General features: G+C 48.1%; 7 protein-coding genes, 1 tRNA gene and 3 rRNA genes. 10 read left to right on the top strand and 1 reads right to left on the bottom strand.

The window, feature by feature from the left end; genetic code table 11:
• Positions 1 to 10: 10 nt before the first annotated feature.
• From rfbB to ligA, 6 genes are all read left to right on the top strand, one after another.
• Positions 11 to 1,036 carry a dTDP-glucose 4,6-dehydratase gene (gene rfbB / locus MKX75_RS26020; RefSeq protein ID WP_339167380.1) on the top strand — a complete coding sequence of 342 codons (1,026 nt, stop codon included), beginning with the start codon at positions 11 to 13 and terminating at the stop codon, positions 1,034 to 1,036.
• On the top strand, positions 1,033 to 1,914 hold the full coding sequence (rfbD, locus tag MKX75_RS26015) for a dTDP-4-dehydrorhamnose reductase (protein WP_339167379.1): 882 nt from the start codon (positions 1,033 to 1,035) through the stop codon (positions 1,912 to 1,914). Before rfbB ends, rfbD begins: the two co-directional genes overlap by 4 nt.
• Positions 1,915 to 2,049: 135 nt before the next feature.
• On the top strand, positions 2,050 to 2,925 hold the full coding sequence (locus MKX75_RS26010; RefSeq protein WP_339167377.1) for a phosphatidylinositol-specific phospholipase C/glycerophosphodiester phosphodiesterase family protein: 876 nt from the start codon (positions 2,050 to 2,052) through the stop codon (positions 2,923 to 2,925).
• Positions 2,926 to 3,041: 116 nt separating this feature from the next.
• Positions 3,042 to 3,737 carry a heptaprenylglyceryl phosphate synthase gene (locus tag MKX75_RS26005; protein ID WP_339167376.1) on the top strand — a complete coding sequence of 232 codons (696 nt, stop codon included), beginning with the start codon at positions 3,042 to 3,044 and terminating at the stop codon, positions 3,735 to 3,737.
• Positions 3,738 to 4,226: 489 nt separating this feature from the next.
• Complete coding sequence (pcrA, locus tag MKX75_RS26000; protein WP_076334036.1) at positions 4,227 to 6,581, top strand: DNA helicase PcrA; 2,355 nt, start codon at positions 4,227 to 4,229, stop codon at positions 6,579 to 6,581.
• 292 nt (positions 6,582 to 6,873) lie between these two features.
• The gene (ligA, locus tag MKX75_RS25995; protein WP_339167375.1) at positions 6,874 to 8,889 is read left to right on the top strand and encodes an NAD-dependent DNA ligase LigA; all 2,016 of its coding nucleotides are present in this window, start codon (positions 6,874 to 6,876) and stop codon (positions 8,887 to 8,889) included.
• Between the two features lie 135 nt (positions 8,890 to 9,024).
• Here the strand turns inward: ligA and MKX75_RS25990 are convergent, their stop codons facing one another.
• Positions 9,025 to 10,401, bottom strand: a complete 1,377-nt coding sequence (locus MKX75_RS25990; protein WP_339167374.1) for a molybdopterin-dependent oxidoreductase — start codon at positions 10,399 to 10,401, stop codon at positions 9,025 to 9,027.
• Between the two features lie 711 nt (positions 10,402 to 11,112).
• Between MKX75_RS25990 and MKX75_RS25985 the strand changes: the two genes are divergently transcribed.
• The 4 genes from MKX75_RS25985 to rrf all read left to right on the top strand — a co-directional run bounded on the left by MKX75_RS25985 (position 11,113) and on the right by rrf (position 16,182).
• Positions 11,113 to 12,665, top strand: a 16S ribosomal RNA gene (locus MKX75_RS25985).
• 107 nt (positions 12,666 to 12,772) lie between these two features.
• A tRNA-Ala gene (locus MKX75_RS25980) sits at positions 12,773 to 12,848 on the top strand.
• A gap of 213 nt (positions 12,849 to 13,061) precedes the next feature.
• Positions 13,062 to 15,987: ribosomal RNA gene (locus tag MKX75_RS25975) — 23S ribosomal RNA — on the top strand.
• Positions 15,988 to 16,065: 78 nt separating this feature from the next.
• A 5S ribosomal RNA gene (gene rrf / locus MKX75_RS25970) occupies positions 16,066 to 16,182 on the top strand.
• The 16S, 23S and 5S rRNA genes sit together here with 1 tRNA gene alongside, the layout of an rRNA operon.
• Positions 16,183 to 16,339 lie beyond the last annotated feature (157 nt).

The raw sequence follows: 16,339 nt of genomic DNA, 5'->3' as shown, positions 1-16,339 counted from the left end.
GAGAGACAGCATGAAACTACTGGTTACGGGTGGGGCCGGATTTATCGGCAGCAACTTTGTGCTATATATGCTTCGTGAACATCCGAGTTATGAAATTATCAATGTTGATGCATTAACGTATGCGGGGAATTTGGAGAATTTGCATACAGTAGAGTCTAATCCTCAATATACATTTATCAAAGCAGATATTGCAGATGTACAGCAGATGGAAGCTATTTTTGCCCAAGGCATCGATGTGATTGTGAATTTCGCTGCCGAGTCTCATGTAGATCGTAGTATTCTGTCCCCGGATATCTTTGTCCGTACCAATGTGATGGGTACTCAGGTTCTGCTGGATGCGGCAAAGAAGTATCAAGTCACCAAGTTTGTTCAGGTATCGACGGATGAGGTGTATGGATCACTAGGTGCAACAGGTTTATTTACTGAAGATACACCTTTGATGCCTAACAGTCCTTACTCTGCCAGTAAAGCTGGTGGGGATCTGCTTGTAAGATCCTACCATGAAACCTTTGGACTTCCTGTAAACATTACACGTTGCTCCAACAACTATGGACCTTTTCAATTCCCGGAGAAACTGATTCCGCTGATTATATCCCGTGCATTGAATGATGAAGCCATCCCAGTATATGGTGATGGGCTCAATATTCGTGACTGGCTTTATGTCGAGGATCACTGCAGTGCGATTGATCTCGTGATTCATAATGGACAATCGGGTGAGGTATATAACGTTGGCGGTAATAACGAACGCACTAATATGTATATTGTGCAGACTGTTTTGGAGCAACTGGGCAAACCAGCGAGTTTGATTAAACATGTACAGGATCGCTTGGGACATGACCGGCGTTACGGTATAGATCCTACCAAGATACGTACAGAGCTCGGCTGGCAACCTGCACACAATTTTGAAACTGGGATCAGAGAGACGATTCAGTGGTATCTGAATCATCAGGATTGGTGGACCAGAATTCAATCAGGCGCGTATCAGGATTATGTCCAGCTTCAATACGGTAAGCGGATGGGTGATTCGCCCCAATGAACTATAGAGTTATGGTGACTGGATCGGCGGGACAGCTAGGTTATGATGTGGTGAAGACCTTCCAAACAGAGGGGCATCAAGTACTGGCCTGTGATAGAAATCAGATGGATATTACCGATCAACAGCAGTGCACCGACATGATTACGACGTTCCAGCCTCACATCATTATTCACTGTGCTGCCTACACGGCGGTCGATCAGGCTGAGGTAGATGAGGATACAGCATATGCTATCAATGCATCAGGTACTAGAAACATTGCGGTTGCCGCCGAGAGTGTGAAAGCAAAATTGGTATATATCAGTACCGATTATGTATTTGATGGGAGCGGGAGCACACCTTACCGAGAGTACGATGTAACTAATCCGCAGAGTGTTTATGGCAAGTCGAAGCTTGCTGGGGAACGGCTGGTTCAAAGTTTGTGTACGCGATGGTTTATCGTTCGAACATCATGGGTGTTTGGCGTATTTGGCAGTAATTTTGTTAAAACCATGCTGGGACTTATGGAGAAACGTCCACAACTGCAAGTCGTTCATGATCAACAAGGTTCGCCCACCTATACCGTGGATCTTGCCCGATTCATTCATACCCTTTCTGCTAGTGAAAAATATGGTATCTATCATGCTTCCAATTCGGGAATTTGCACGTGGTACGAGTTTGCGCAGGCCATTAGCGAAGAAGCGAATAAGCATGGTGTATTCAAGCCAACGGCCGAACTTAATCCATGCACAACCGATCAGTTTCCACGTCCAGCTCCGCGTCCTGCATACTCTGTAATGGATCATCTGGCGATTCGAACGAATGGTCTGAAACCTCTGAGACCTTGGCGTGAGGCACTGATTGCGTTTTTGAATGAGTTGAGTGTGCAAAAAACAGACTGAGAACATTAACGTACGTTATTAATATCCGTAGTCTATCCCACCATTTAACAGTCGCCTCCGGGCGGCTGTTTTGTTTTACACCTCCTCAATTCGGGTAGTTAGCTAACAAAAAGGTACTGAGGATGTGAATGTGATATGAAACGCATTGCCGCCGTGTTAATACTAATGATCGTTACCGTGGGCACACTCTTTTTCGCCTATGAAAGTGAGAGTGAGGAACAACGGGACGGATTTACAGCATATAGATTAATCGCCCATGCAATGGGCAGCATTCGTGATCAACCATATACCAACGCCTATGAAGCGATGATCGCCAATTACGAGAAAGGCACACGTGTATTTGAGATCGACTTTATGCTGACATCGGATCGTAAAGCCGTGGCCAGACATGAATGGACCGCTAATATGAGCAAAATGCTAGGACAAGACGAAGAGCTTCCGGAGGATAAACAAGCCGGGGCGCTGACACATGATGAATTTATGAATACGCCTATTTTGGGCATGTATCAACCCATGGATGCCGATGGCATTGTAGATGTACTAGCCGAGTATCCGGATATGTATATCGTTACTGATACCAAGGAACAGAAGGACGAGGATATTCAGCAGGTGTTAAGATCCCTGGTGGATGCAGCCAAAGAACATGACCCCTCTGTGCTGAATCGGGTGGTGGTACAAATCTATAACGAACCGATGCTTGAAACGGTGAAAGAAGTCTATGCGTTCCCTTCGATTATATATACGTTATATGCCACACAGGATACAGAAGCTCAGGTTGTTAATTTTGTGCAGAAGAATGATATTGATGCGGTTACCATGCCGGAATATAAAGTGAACCAGAATTTCGTTGCCAAGCTGAATAGTGCTGGCTCAGTCACCTACGTGCATACCATCAATGACACTGAACAGGTGGCTAACTATGAGAAATGGGGCGTGTACGGGGTATACTCTGACGTGCTGACGGAGCAGGAACTGGATGAGATGAACACACGTTTTGCTTGGAAACCGTAAAAATTCATGTTTTTTCTGTTCCCCTTTTTATACGAACATTGACACTCACTGCCTGCTGACTTAGACTTAGTTTACAAGCTTTCTAGGATGCAGAAGAACCTCTGGAGGAATGTTCGTTGATAGACATGATTAAGCAGTGGAGACATGTATTTAAGCTTGACCCGGACCGGGAAATTACGGACGAAGAACTCGATCTGGTCTGTATGTCGGGGACCGATGCGATTATCGTCGGCGGATCTTCTGGAATTACTTATGATAACACGGTAGACCTGATGTCCCGTGTGCGTCGTTATGAGTTGCCATGTGTGCTTGAAGTATCTGATCTGGAAGCCGTTGTTCCCGGGTTTGACGGATATTTGATCCCGATGGTCCTGAATGCAACGGACAGCAAATGGATGATTGGGCACCACCAGCAAGCGATAGAGCGTTATGGTTATCTCATCCCGTGGGATTTGCTTATTGCCGAGGGTTATATTGTGCTCAATGCAAACTCCACGGTAGCTCGGTTGACTGGTGCAGATACGGAACTGACGACAGGAGCTGCGGTGGCATATGCCCAGGCTGCAGAGCGTCTGCTCAATCTGCCAATCGTATACATGGAGTATAGCGGAACGTTCGGAGATCTGGAGCTTGTTGGTGAGACATATAGACAACTGGATCGGGCACACCTTATCTACGGCGGCGGAATTGATGATCCGGAGAAAGCCGCGCAAGCTGCCCAGGTGGCAGATACCGTAGTGGTAGGTAATATTGTGTACAGCGATTTGAATAAGGCTCTTGAGACGGTGTTGGTTGTGAAAGGAACGGTTTAATCGGTTTAGTTTACCAATCCCCCATTTTCCCCTTATGATCTGTTAAAATAGAACCTTGCCCTGACTAAATATGAGCGTATTGTCATTTACACGAGAACAAAGTGGACAGAAGTTAGCTGGCGAAACGAAGTGCTCGTTAAAAGCTTTCTGTAAGAAAGCTAAATCCTAAGCATACTCTTATTACCCGATATTTTTTCTTGTTTAAGAAATTCGTATACAGGGACTATGTGTACACGGAAACGAAGTGTTCTCTCTTCTATTTTTACTTTCCTTAAATATAAGCTAAACTAATTTTTACACGAGAACGAAGAGGACAGAAATAAGCTGGAGAAGCGGAGCGTGCGCCTTTATTACCGGATTTTCACCTTTGAAAAGTAGATCGAAAAATCCGGGAATAACAGCGATCGGAAGATTATTCTGTCATCTTAGTGACGAGTGTAACCTATTAATTTTGCTTTATAGACCAACCAACGAAAGGAGCATGCATGCATGCAACCTGTAAATATACATGATGCCGTTGCACGGCTTAACACCCCTCAACGGCAAGCCGTCGAGGCGACGGATGGCCCGTTGCTGATTATGGCTGGAGCCGGTTCCGGCAAGACCCGGGTACTGACACACCGGATTGCCTACCTCATTGCAACACGGAAGGCACCCCCGTGGGGCATTTTAGCGATTACCTTTACGAACAAAGCCGCTCGTGAGATGCAAGACCGGGTATCCCAACTAGTTGGTGGCTCACAAGGCCGCGACATTTGGGTATCCACCTTCCACTCCATGTGCGTGCGTATTCTGCGCCGTGATATTGAACGTATCGGCTTCACTTCCAATTTCAGTATTTTGGACTCATCGGACCAATTATCTGTTATTCGCAGCTGTATGAAAGACCAAAATATCGATACCAAGAAATTCGAACCCAAAGCAGTTCAATCGATGATGAGCACGGCCAAGAATGAACTGATCAGTCCGGAGCAATATGAGAAGCAGGCAGGAGACTATTTCGAGGGTATTGTAGCGAAGATATATAAGATGTATCAGAAACGGTTAAGAGCCAACAACTCACTTGATTTTGATGATCTGATTATGCAGACGATTCAACTGTTCAAGGAAGTACCGGAAGTCCTCGACTTTTACCAAAAGAAATTCCAGTACATTCACGTGGACGAGTATCAGGATACGAACCGTGCACAGTACATGCTGTGCCGCATGCTCGCTGACAGCCACCACCGCATCTGCGTTGTAGGGGATAGTGACCAGTCGATCTATCGCTGGCGTGGGGCGGATATCAGCAATATCCTGAACTTTGAGAAAGATTACCCTGAAGCAAACACGATTTTACTGGAGCAGAACTATCGTTCTACTTCCAATATCCTGAATGCAGCAAATGAAGTGATTGGCCTGAATACAGGCCGTAAACCGAAGAAACTGTGGACGGACAAAGAGGGTGGTTCGAAAATCAAGGTATACCGTGCGGATTCCGAACATGATGAGGGGTATTTTGTTACTTCCGAGATTAGTAAAAATGTGAAGAACGGCAAATCCTATCAGAACCATGCGATTTTGTACCGTACCAACGCCCAGTCCCGGGTTATAGAGGAAATTCTGATCAAGTCTGATATTCCGTATCAGATTGTCGGCGGCATCAAGTTCTACGATCGTAAAGAGATCAAGGACATTCTGGCGTATCTGCGCCTGTTATCTAACCCCGACGATGATATCAGTCTCACTCGGATCATTAATGTACCGAAGCGTAGCATCGGTGATACAACGGTAGCGAAGCTTGCGGCTGCGGCAGGAGAGCGTGGAATTTCCATTTTCCGAGTACTGCAGGTCGTGGATGATCTTGGTTTTGCTGGCCGTACGCGCAATGCGCTCGTGGAGTTCTATGACATGATCGCTGCGCTGCATCAGATGGTAGAATATCTGTCTGTAACTGAATTAACCGAGAAGATACTTGAGATGAGCCAATACCGTCTTGAGATGCAAAATGAAAACACACTCGAATCCCGTGCACGGCTGGAGAACATTGAAGAGTTCCTGTCGGTAACGATGGAATTTGAGAAAAATAATGAAGACAAAACGCTCGTTTCGTTCCTCACCGATCTTGCATTGATTGCTGACATCGACAGCATGAACGATGATGAAGAGGATCAGAGCGACGCTGTTACCCTGATGACCATGCACAGCGCCAAAGGTCTGGAGTTCCCGGTTGTCTTTATCGTAGGTATGGAGGAAGGGGTCTTCCCGCATAGCCGTGCCTTTATGGACAATGAAGAATTGGAAGAAGAACGCCGACTTGCTTATGTAGGGATCACCCGTGCGGAAGAGCAACTGTTCCTGTCCTGTGCCCAGATGCGTACCTTGTTTGGACGTACCACAGCGAATCCACCTTCCCGCTTCCTGGATGAGATTCCGGATGAGCTGAAGGAAGACACCTCTATGGCTCGTGATCGTTACCGTCGTGGCAGTAGCGGAGGCGGCTCATATGGTGGACGTGGGTTAGGTTCCAGTGGAGGAAGTAACTTCGGTGGTGGAACCAAGCTCTTTGATCACCAAAGCAAGAGCGGTTCATCTGCTACATCTTCCACGCCAACTTCGCGTGTGACCACGAGCACGTCTCGCCCAGCATACTCTACACCATCATCTGCTTCCAAGCCGGTAGCTTCTAATGGTGAAGCAGGGTTCAAGGCAGGAGACAAAGTGCAGCATGGTAAATGGGGGACAGGTACGATTGTTGCAGTTAAAGGTACAGGTAATGATACCGAACTGCAGATTGCCTTCCCGGCTCCAGTTGGTGTGAAACGTTTGCTTGCCGGCTTTGCCCCTATCACGAAAGTAGAATAATTTTTGAACGAAACTTCCTTTTGCGTGATAACGGAGAGAACAGAAATAACTTGAAGAAGCAAGGCGTTCGCCTTTATCCCCGGATATCCACCTTTTAAAATGGATTGAAAGAAATCCGGGGATAACAGCGATCGGAAAGTTATTCTGTTATCGGAGTGTCGGTGTGGATATTCATTCATTGAAATTATGTAGTGATATCAACGATGGAACGTTATTTTGTTATCGGAGTTCACGTGCAATAGGAGTGTTCGTTCTACATATATAGATCAAATTAACGGAGGGATGGCCCTGTATGGACCCGATGCACCGGATGGAGCAACTCGTTACCGAGCTGAATCAGCATAACTATCAGTACTACACGATGGATCAGCCACAGATCAGCGATAAGGAGTATGACCTTCTGTACGATGAACTGGTTACGCTGGAACAGGAAAGTGGCATCGTTCTGCCTGATTCTCCAACACAGCGTGTGGGCGGCGAACTGCTCAAGGGGTTTACCCCACATCGCCATTTATCCTCATTATGGAGTCTGGACAAAGCGCAGAATATTGAGCAGCTGCGCAGCTGGAATACTCGTGTACTGAAACTGATTAATGACTATAACAGTAAAAATCCCGATACGCCTTTACCGGAACCAGGTTATGTCATTGAGTTGAAGTTTGATGGATTGACGCTGAACCTGACGTATACCAACGGCGAATTGGTGCAAGCCTCTACACGAGGGAACGGTACCGTAGGAGAAGGGATTTTGGCACAGGTGAGAACGATCAGATCCGTTCCGCTCAAAATTCCTTATACAAGCGGTACGATTGAAGTACAGGGTGAAGGCATCATGAATTTGTCTGTCTTGGATCGATACAATGAGACAGCGGCAGAGCCACTCAAGAATGCGCGTAATGCAGCAGCAGGAGCGCTCCGCAACCTGAATCCGAAGGCGACGGCTGAGCGACGGTTGAATGCTTATTTTTATAATGTAGGTTATTCGGATGACATTCAATTTGCCAATCATCAGCAGATGATGGACTTCCTACGTGAGAACCGCTTCAAAGTTAATCCATCGATTACTTATTTCCATGAGTTTGATGATGTGATGGAACAACTGGCCGCGATTCAGGAGAACCGGGGGCAGCTAGACTATCTGATCGATGGAGCTGTTATCAAAATTACAGACATGCGCACACGCGAGGTGCTAGGGTATACCGATAAATTCCCTCGCTGGGCAGTGGCATATAAATTCGAGGCAGAAGAGACCACGACAGTTCTTAACGCTGTGGTATGGAATGTGGGTCGTACTGGCAAAGTAACTCCGCTGGCACGGGTAGAACCCGTTGAACTTGCCGGGGTAACGGTACAGAACTGTACTCTGAACAATGTCGGCGATATTGAGCGCAAAAATCTGAAGTTCGCTCTGGGCACACGGGTCTTTATCCGTCGCTCCAATGACGTCATTCCAGAAATTCTGGGTAAAGTGACAGAGGAGAGTGATGGCGAGGAGATCGTCTTCCCTGAGCAGTGTCCTGCATGTGGATTCCCACTGGAGCAACGCGGAGCGCATCTGTTCTGTAACAATAGGCTTGCGTGTAAACCGCAAACGGTGGCACGTATTTCCCATTTTGCTTCCCGGGATGCTATGGACATCGAGACGTTCAGTGAGAAAACAGCGATTCAGTTGTATGATGAATTGAACGTACGTGAGCCTGCCGACCTGTATACGTTACAGTTTGATGATCTGGTGAAGCTGGAGCGGTTTGGGGAAAAGAAAGCGAACAACCTTATCGCTGCGCTTGAGCTTAGTAAAGATAGAGACTTGGCTTCCTTCTTATACTCACTGGGTATTCCGAACACAGGTAAATCGACAACGCGCATGCTCGCTGATCATTATCGAGATTTGCACGCCATTATGAATGCAACCGTGGAAGAACTGGTTGAACTACCCGACGTCGGTGGTATTGTGGCAGAGAGCATCGTAAACTTTTTTGCAGATCCGTTTACACAGGCTGCAATTGAGAAAATGCTCAACTTGGGTGTGAAAGCTCAGGCACCTGAGGCACCAGCCGTTGCTGTTGTGGAAGATTCCTTCTTCAGTGGTAAAACGGTTGTCTTGACCGGAACGCTGCATCAATTGACGCGGGAAGAGGCAACGCAAAGACTGGAAGCGCTCGGAGCGAAGGTGACAGGCAGTGTGTCGAAAAAGACAGATCTGGTGATTGCCGGAGAGAAGGCAGGTAGTAAGCTAACCAAAGCCCATGATCTTGGTATTCCTACGATTGAGGATGAGGACGAACTTGTACGTCTTTTGAATCCCTAGGGTGAACAAAAGAGTTCATATAAGAAAGCCCCCGAAGACACGAATATGTGATCGGGGGCTTTTTCTTTTTATCTAAATTATTTCTCCCAACGAATGAAAGCTCACCAGTCTTATCTTATCTTATCTTATCTTATCTTATCTTGATCCACTTAAATTGTTAGGGATGCGTTGAGATGCGCCTGTAAGCCATGCATCCTTATCATACCCTCGCTCTTCCCAGTAACCAATATGTTCGCTGTCGATGAGTTCAATGCGATTTAACCATTTTACTGATTTATAGGCATACATCTGAGGAATGACCAGCCGTACGGGACCGCCAAGATCAGCCGGGATGGGTTTGCCATCATGCATGACAGCGACCATAATATCCTCCATTTGCGCTTGATCCATTGTAATGGCATCTGTATACACGCCGTCACCGGAATAAAACTTAACACTATGAGCTTCCGGTTTGACCCCGGCTTGTTTCAAAAGCTGAGCAAGAGAAATGCCTTCCCAGGTATTCTTATATACAGACCAGCCCGTTACACAGTGAAAATCACTAACCTGTACGGTACGCGCGAGCTTCACAAACTGTTCCCAGTTCCAAACCTGTGCCCGTTCAACCAGTCCGTCAATTCGGAAAGACCAGTTTGCATTGGAGAAGGAAGGTATAGGCGTAACCGTATATACACGGAAATGACCTTCAGCTCCGCCTCCAATGGGAGGTGATGAGGCAGACAACGGTTGTGGCAAAGGAACCATACGGTTAGGATCGTTCTCCAGCATGCTATCAATACTGTTATCGATCTTGAGATTTCGCCCTACCCAGGATATAAATGTAGGTCCAAGAGTCACGGCGAGGCCAACGCCGACAGCAGAACGGATGAAAGCTCGTCGTGTATACACCGGTTGAGGTCGCTCCTCTGATTTGAGGGGATCTCTCTCGGAACTGCGATCAAACTGGGAAGAAGATATAGCAGCCGGAGTTTCTTTTTCATCCGATATTGAATCAGATGGATCAGCTGTATCTTGAGTTTGTGTTGAAGTTGTAGTAGTTTTAACCGCACGACGTGCAGGGTCCTTTAACCATTTGGTCCGAGTTATGGAGTGATAGATAATATAAGGCAAGCCCACCCAAGTCAGCAGGTCATGGATCAAAAGTGCAGCATTCGACCATCGAGGTCCAGCTAGCTTGAACTGCCATAACACAATACCCGAGAGTAGCCAGCCTACCAGCAGCGCAAGAACAAAGATGGTGTTCACCCTTTGCCAAGGTCTATTACGAAGCTGTTTCCAGTGCTTTCCGGCCAAAATCAAGTAATATACTACGGGTGCCAGCATAGCTAGCCCAACGATGATATGTAGCCATTTTAACCAGACACGACCGATCCCGAGTATCTCTCGCCAAAAGCCGCCTACCAGCATAAGACCTGATATAGCAAGGATCACAACAATCCAGGCATTCCAAGCATGGATGGAAACCAACTTTTTGCCATAACCTTTGCGCATGTTCTTCAACCATTGTTTCAAGTGCGATCACCCCATATAGGTTAGTAATGAGTTTATTCAGAACTTTAATATGTAATAGCCAACTGCAAATGGAGTGCGTTATCGGTGTAAAGGTACTTATACGAGACGATTAACGATTGTTCATAACTACGTATGAAGAAGTACACTTGATTGCTTAGCCTTATCTCTATATCTATATACCTTATTATAGAGTTTTTGGATCACTTTCTTCAAACCAATAGAAGGGCAGGGCTCATTATCCAAATCGGGCACTCTAGCTGTCTTTCATCTAGATCCTTATTACGTATGGTTTTAGAAATCAATATTATAGAAAGGACATGTTTCTTGGATATAAAGTAGCCTTTAATAGGGTTCCATTTTTGTTTCAGATATTGTGTTAATGTGCCGCATATAGGCTGAAGGCAAGATACCGTTGTTGAAGATTTATATAATATCAAATGGTAGATTAAAAATGCTTGCTAAATAAATCGCTACATGATATATTATTTCTTGTCGCTTCAAACGAATGATTGTCATAATCATTTGAAAGGTGACGAAAACAAAGTGTTGACAGTAAGTTAGTTAACATTATATGATAAGATTCCTGTCTGGTTGACAAACATCAACATAAAAGGACATACAAGTTCCTTGAAAACTGAACAAATGGATAGTAACTTTTGATTCACAATGAATCGTCAGATTCAAAATGAGCTTATCGCTCTTTTCAATACTTTATTGGAGAGTTTGATCCTGGCTCAGGACGAACGCTGGCGGCATGCCTAATACATGCAAGTCGAGCGGACTTGAAGAGAAGCTTGCTTCTCTGATGGTTAGCGGCGGACGGGTGAGTAACACGTAGGCAACCTGCCCTCAAGTTTGGGACAACTACCGGAAACGGTAGCTAATACCGAATAGTTGTTTTCTTCGCCTGAAGAGAACTGGAAAGACGGAGCAATCTGTCACTTGGGGATGGGCCTGCGGCGCATTAGCTAGTTGGTGAGGTAACGGCTCACCAAGGCGACGATGCGTAGCCGACCTGAGAGGGTGATCGGCCACACTGGGACTGAGACACGGCCCAGACTCCTACGGGAGGCAGCAGTAGGGAATCTTCCGCAATGGGCGAAAGCCTGACGGAGCAATGCCGCGTGAGTGATGAAGGTTTTCGGATCGTAAAGCTCTGTTGCCAGGGAAGAACGCTTGGGAGAGTAACTGCTCTCAAGGTGACGGTACCTGAGAAGAAAGCCCCGGCTAACTACGTGCCAGCAGCCGCGGTAATACGTAGGGGGCAAGCGTTGTCCGGAATTATTGGGCGTAAAGCGCGCGCAGGCGGTCATTTAAGTCTGGTGTTTAATCCCGGGGCTCAACCCCGGATCGCACTGGAAACTGGGTGACTTGAGTGCAGAAGAGGAGAGTGGAATTCCACGTGTAGCGGTGAAATGCGTAGATATGTGGAGGAACACCAGTGGCGAAGGCGACTCTCTGGGCTGTAACTGACGCTGAGGCGCGAAAGCGTGGGGAGCAAACAGGATTAGATACCCTGGTAGTCCACGCCGTAAACGATGAGTGCTAGGTGTTAGGGGTTTCGATACCCTTGGTGCCGAAGTTAACACATTAAGCACTCCGCCTGGGGAGTACGGTCGCAAGACTGAAACTCAAAGGAATTGACGGGGACCCGCACAAGCAGTGGAGTATGTGGTTTAATTCGAAGCAACGCGAAGAACCTTACCAGGTCTTGACATCTGAATGACCGGTACAGAGATGTACCTTTTCTTCGGAACATTCAAGACAGGTGGTGCATGGTTGTCGTCAGCTCGTGTCGTGAGATGTTGGGTTAAGTCCCGCAACGAGCGCAACCCTTATATTTAGTTGCCAGCATTTCGGATGGGCACTCTAGATAGACTGCCGGTGACAAACCGGAGGAAGGTGGGGATGACGTCAAATCATCATGCCCCTTATGACCTGGGCTACACACGTACTACAATGGCCGGTACAACGGGCTGCGAAATCGCGAGATGGAGCCAATCCCAACAAAGCCGGTCTCAGTTCGGATTGCAGGCTGCAACTCGCCTGCATGAAGTCGGAATTGCTAGTAATCGCGGATCAGCATGCCGCGGTGAATACGTTCCCGGGTCTTGTACACACCGCCCGTCACACCACGAGAGTTTATAACACCCGAAGTCGGTGGGGTAACCGCAAGGAGCCAGCCGCCGAAGGTGGGATAGATGATTGGGGTGAAGTCGTAACAAGGTAGCCGTATCGGAAGGTGCGGCTGGATCACCTCCTTTCTATGGAGAATCGTTTCCCGCGTGGAAACATTCAAATACGCAGGTTCTTAGAATCTGCGACAGCAACACAGTTACTTATCCATTTGTTCAGTTTTGATGGAATTTGAGGGGCCATAGCTCAGCTGGGAGAGCGCCTGCCTTGCAAGCAGGAGGTCAGCGGTTCGATCCCGCTTGGCTCCACCAAACAATTTCATCTATTTGGCTTGTTCTTTGAAAACTAGATATCGAAACGAAACAAACGCGAATTAGAACATTCCTTTAAGCTGAACTTGTGCAAACAAGTCAAGTGTATAAAGGTAGTTAAATTGCTTTTGTGATGGTATCGGGTGAGAGCGACTTTTGGATTTGGGCGCAGTCCAAACCAAGGGAAGCGAGCGACCGAAACCGGAACAAAATGGTTAAGCTACTAAGAGCACACGGAGGATGCCTAGGCGCTAGGAGCCGATGAAGGACGTGGCGAACAACGAAACTGCCTCGGGGAGCTGTAAGCAAGCTTTGATCCGGGGGTGTCCGAATGGGGAAACCCAGCTGGGGTAATTTCCAGTTACTCATAACTGAATACATAGGTTATGTAGAGGCATACCAGGGGAACTGAAACATCTAAGTACCCTGAGGAAGAGAAAACAATAGTGATTCCGTCAGTAGCGGCGAGCGAACGCGGAGAAGCCCAAACCAGAGAGCTTGCTCTTTGGGGTTGTGGGACGTCTCACATGGAGTTACAAAGGAACCGGTTAAGCGAAGAGGTCTGGAAAGGCCCGCCAAAGAAGGTAAAAGCCCTGTAATTGAAAGTCTGTTCCCTCCGAGACGGATCCCGAGTAGTGCGGGGCACGTGAAACCCCGTATGAATCCGGCAGGACCATCTGCCAAGGCTAAATACTTCCTAGCGACCGATAGTGAAGCAGTACCGTGAGGGAAAGGTGAAAAGCACCCCGGAAGGGGAGTGAAATAGAACCTGAAACCGTGTGCTTACAAAAAGTCAGAGCCCGTTTTAGGGGTGATGGCGTGCCTTTTGTAGAATGAACCGGCGAGTTACGTTCCCGTGCAAGGTTAAGGTGAAGAGCCGGAGCCGCAGCGAAAGCGAGTCTGAATAGGGCGACTTAGTACGTGGACGTAGACCCGAAACCGGGTGATCTACCCCTGTCCAGGGTGAAGGTGCGGTAACACGCACTGGAGGCCCGAACCCACGCATGTTGAAAAATGCGGGGATGAGGTGGGGGTAGCGGAGAAATTCCAATCGAACTCGGAGATAGCTGGTTCTCCCCGAAATAGCTTTAGGGCTAGCCTCGGAAAACAGAGTCGTGGAGGTAGAGCACTGATTGGGTGCGGGGCCCGCAAGGGTTACCAAGCTCAGTCAAACTCCGAATGCCATAGACTTACTTCCGGGAGTCAGACAGTGAGTGCTAAGATCCATTGTCAAAAGGGAAACAGCCCAGACCATCAGCTAAGGTCCCCAAGTGTGTGTTAAGTGGGAAAGGATGTGGAGTTGCACAGACAACCAGGATGTTGGCTTAGAAGCAGCCACCATTGAAAGAGTGCGTAATAGCTCACTGGTCGAGTGACTCTGCGCCGAAAATGTAACGGGGCTAAACACACCACCGAAGCTATGGCTTGATGCTTTGCATCAGGGGTAGGGGAGCGTTGTATAAGGGTTGAAGGTGTACCGTAAGGAGCGCTGGACATTATACAAGTGAGAATGCCGGTATGAGTAACGAAAAGATCAGTGAGAATCTGATCCGCCGAAAGCCTAAGGGTTCCTGAGGAAGGCTCGTCCGCTCAGGGTAAGTCGGGACCTAAGGCGAGGCCGAAAGGCGTAGTCGAAGGACAACAGGTCGAAATTCCTGTACCACCGTAAGCCGTTATGAGCAATGGGGGGACGCAGTAGGGTAGTGACGCGGACTGATGGATGTCCGTCCAAGCAGTAAGGCTGATGTGTAGGCAAATCCGCACATTGTAAGGCTGAGCTGTGATGGGGAGTGAAAATTACAGTAGCGAAGGTCATGATCTCACACTGCCAAGAAAAGCCTCTAGCCAGGTGATGGTGCCCGTACCGCAAACCGACACAGGTAGGCGAGAAGAGTATTCTAAGGCGCGCGGAAGAACTCTCGTTAAGGAACTCGGCAAAATGACCCCGTAACTTCGGGAGAAGGGGTGCCCCGGTAGTGTGAATAGCACGAGGGGGCCGCAGTGAAAAGGCCCAAGCGACTGTTTAGCAAAAACACAGGTCTGTGCGAAGCCGTAAGGCGAAGTATACGGGCTGACGCCTGCCCGGTGCTGGAAGGTTAAGGGGAGTGGTTAGGAGCAATCCGAAGCTGTGAACCGAAGCCCCAGTAAACGGCGGCCGTAACTATAACGGTCCTAAGGTAGCGAAATTCCTTGTCAGGTAAATTCTGACCCGCACGAATGGCGTAACGACTTGGGCGCTGTCTCAACGAGAGATCCGGTGAAATTTTAATACCTGTGAAGATGCAGGTTACCCGCGACAAGACGGAAAGACCCCATGGAGCTTTACTGCAGCTTGATATTGAATTTGGGTACGATCTGTACAGGATAGGTGGGAGCCTTTGAAGCATGAGCGCCAGCTTGTGTGGAGGCAACGTTGGGATACCACCCTGATCGTATCTAGGTTCTAACCTGGTACCGTAATCCGGTGCGGGGACAGTGTCAGGTGGGCAGTTTGACTGGGGCGGTCGCCTCCTAAAGAGTAACGGAGGCGCCCAAAGGTTCCCTCAGAATGGTTGGAAATCATTCGAAGAGTGCAAAGGCATAAGGGAGCTTGACTGCGAGACCTACAAGTCGAGCAGGGACGAAAGTCGGGCTTAGTGATCCGGTGGTACCGCATGGAAGGGCCATCGCTCAACGGATAAAAGCTACCCTGGGGATAACAGGCTTATCTCCCCCAAGAGTCCACATCGACGGGGAGGTTTGGCACCTCGATGTCGGCTCATCGCATCCTGGGGCTGAAGTAGGTCCCAAGGGTTGGGCTGTTCGCCCATTAAAGCGGTACGCGAGCTGGGTTCAGAACGTCGTGAGACAGTTCGGTCCCTATCTGTCGTGGGCGTAGGAAATTTGAGAGGAGCTGTCCTTAGTACGAGAGGACCGGGATGGACGTACCGCTGGTGTACCAGTTGTTCCGCCAGGAGCACCGCTGGGTAGCTATGTACGGACGGGATAAACGCTGAAAGCATCTAAGCGTGAAGCCCCCCTCAAGATGAGATTTCCCAGTATGTAAGACCCCTTGAAGACGACGAGGTAGATAGGCTGGGGGTGGAAGTGCAGCAATGCATGGAGCTGACCAGTACTAATCGGTCGAGGGCTTATCCAAATATGCAAGTTCTGATCGCGTAAGTTTCGTTTCGAATCTAGTTTTCAGAGAACAACACTCTGAAATGTAAGCACCGCGTTTGGTGGCGATGGCGGAGGGGTTCCACACGTACCCATCCCGAACACGACCGTTAAGCCCTCTAGCGCCGATGGTACTTGGACCGCAGGGTCCTGGGAGAGTAGGACGCCGCCAAGCGAAGAACCACTGCCGATGTTATTCGGTGGTGGTTTTTATTTGTTTATTTTAGGGGATGCGCGAGCATCTCTTATTTGACTTTGCAATAATCCTCTGACACACTCATAGTGGATACATAGATGGCGTATCAGACTTTCATATTGAAAATGATCTCAAC

The sequence above is a fragment of the Paenibacillus sp. FSL R5-0341 genome (assembly GCF_037975235.1).
Lineage (GTDB): Bacteria > Bacillota > Bacilli > Paenibacillales > Paenibacillaceae > Paenibacillus > Paenibacillus amylolyticus_A.
The sequence above is the reverse complement of the archived record's forward strand: the minus strand, read 5'-3'. Positions and strand labels throughout refer to the sequence as shown.

Coding starts and splice junctions, on each gene's coding strand:
- ligA (WP_339167375.1), top strand. CDS start 6,874: ATGGACCCGATGCACCGGATGGAGCAACTCGTTACCGAGCTGAATCAG.
- pcrA (WP_076334036.1), top strand. CDS start 4,227: ATGCAACCTGTAAATATACATGATGCCGTTGCACGGCTTAACACCCCT.
- rfbB (WP_339167380.1), top strand. CDS start 11: ATGAAACTACTGGTTACGGGTGGGGCCGGATTTATCGGCAGCAACTTT.
- rfbD (WP_339167379.1), top strand. CDS start 1,033: ATGAACTATAGAGTTATGGTGACTGGATCGGCGGGACAGCTAGGTTAT.
- MKX75_RS26010 (WP_339167377.1), top strand. CDS start 2,050: ATGAAACGCATTGCCGCCGTGTTAATACTAATGATCGTTACCGTGGGC.